The sequence below is a fragment of the Alcanivorax sp. HI0044 genome, assembly GCF_001634945.1.
The window spans coordinates 1-767 of record NZ_LWEZ01000075.1 but is presented as its reverse complement, the minus strand read 5'-3'; the positions used below and the strand labels follow the sequence as shown (position 1 = coordinate 767).

The following is a 767-nucleotide window of genomic DNA, read 5'->3' as shown; positions in this document are numbered from 1 at the left end:
AAATGAATAGGAATACAACGAGGACGGCACATCACAACCACAGCCCGGGTAGGTATTTTCCCGCCAGGTGCCGCCCACGCGGTCTGCCCTCTCGATAATCTTGAAATCGTTATAGCCTTCCTTTTTCAGCTTGATCGCTGCGGCGATACCGGAAATGCCGGCACCGACGATAAAGGAATCATAAATTTTTTCTGCCGGCGCCTTGCGCGCCGTGGTCTTGGTCTTTTTTGCAGCGGCCATGGTTATGCCCCCTTGTTACTGACAAAGCGATAAGAGAAACCCAGGAACTTGGCGTAAAAGTTCGGCGACGCCCGCTTCATCATCCAGAACAACTTCGCATCCACCTGAGGCGTGGTGTACAGCTCGCCCTTGTCCAGACGGTTCAGGGTCAGCTTGGCCACATCGTCACTGGTGGTCATGGCGTAGTTCATCAACGCATGGTCCGCCAGCTTGGAGTAACGGCCGGGGATGCGGCCATTCTTGATAATGTTGGTCGGCACCAGCGTCGGGCACAGCACATTCACGCGAATGTTGTCCCTGGCCAATTCCGAGAACAGGGTTTCGGACAAGGCGCGCACACCGGCCTTGGTCACGTTATAGGCACTCATTTCCGGTGCCGCCGTGTACGATGCCGCAGACGCCACATTGATAATGGCGCCATGCCCCTGTTTCTTGAAACCGGGCACAAAGTAGTGGCAGCCATTGATCACGCCCCACAGGTTCACGTGCATGCACCACTTCCAGTCATCCAGGCTCAGCTCATCGAA

General features: G+C 55.5%; 2 protein-coding genes. Both read right to left on the bottom strand.

Features of this window, described 5'->3' with window-relative positions; translation table 11 throughout:
• Positions 1-240: NAD(P)-binding protein (locus A3730_RS00960; RefSeq protein ID WP_156500731.1), on the bottom strand; the 240-nt coding region annotated here is incomplete at its 3' end.
• Positions 241-242: 2 nt separating this feature from the next.
• On the bottom strand, positions 243-767 hold a 525-nt coding region (locus tag A3730_RS00955; protein ID WP_156500729.1), incomplete at its 5' end, for an SDR family NAD(P)-dependent oxidoreductase.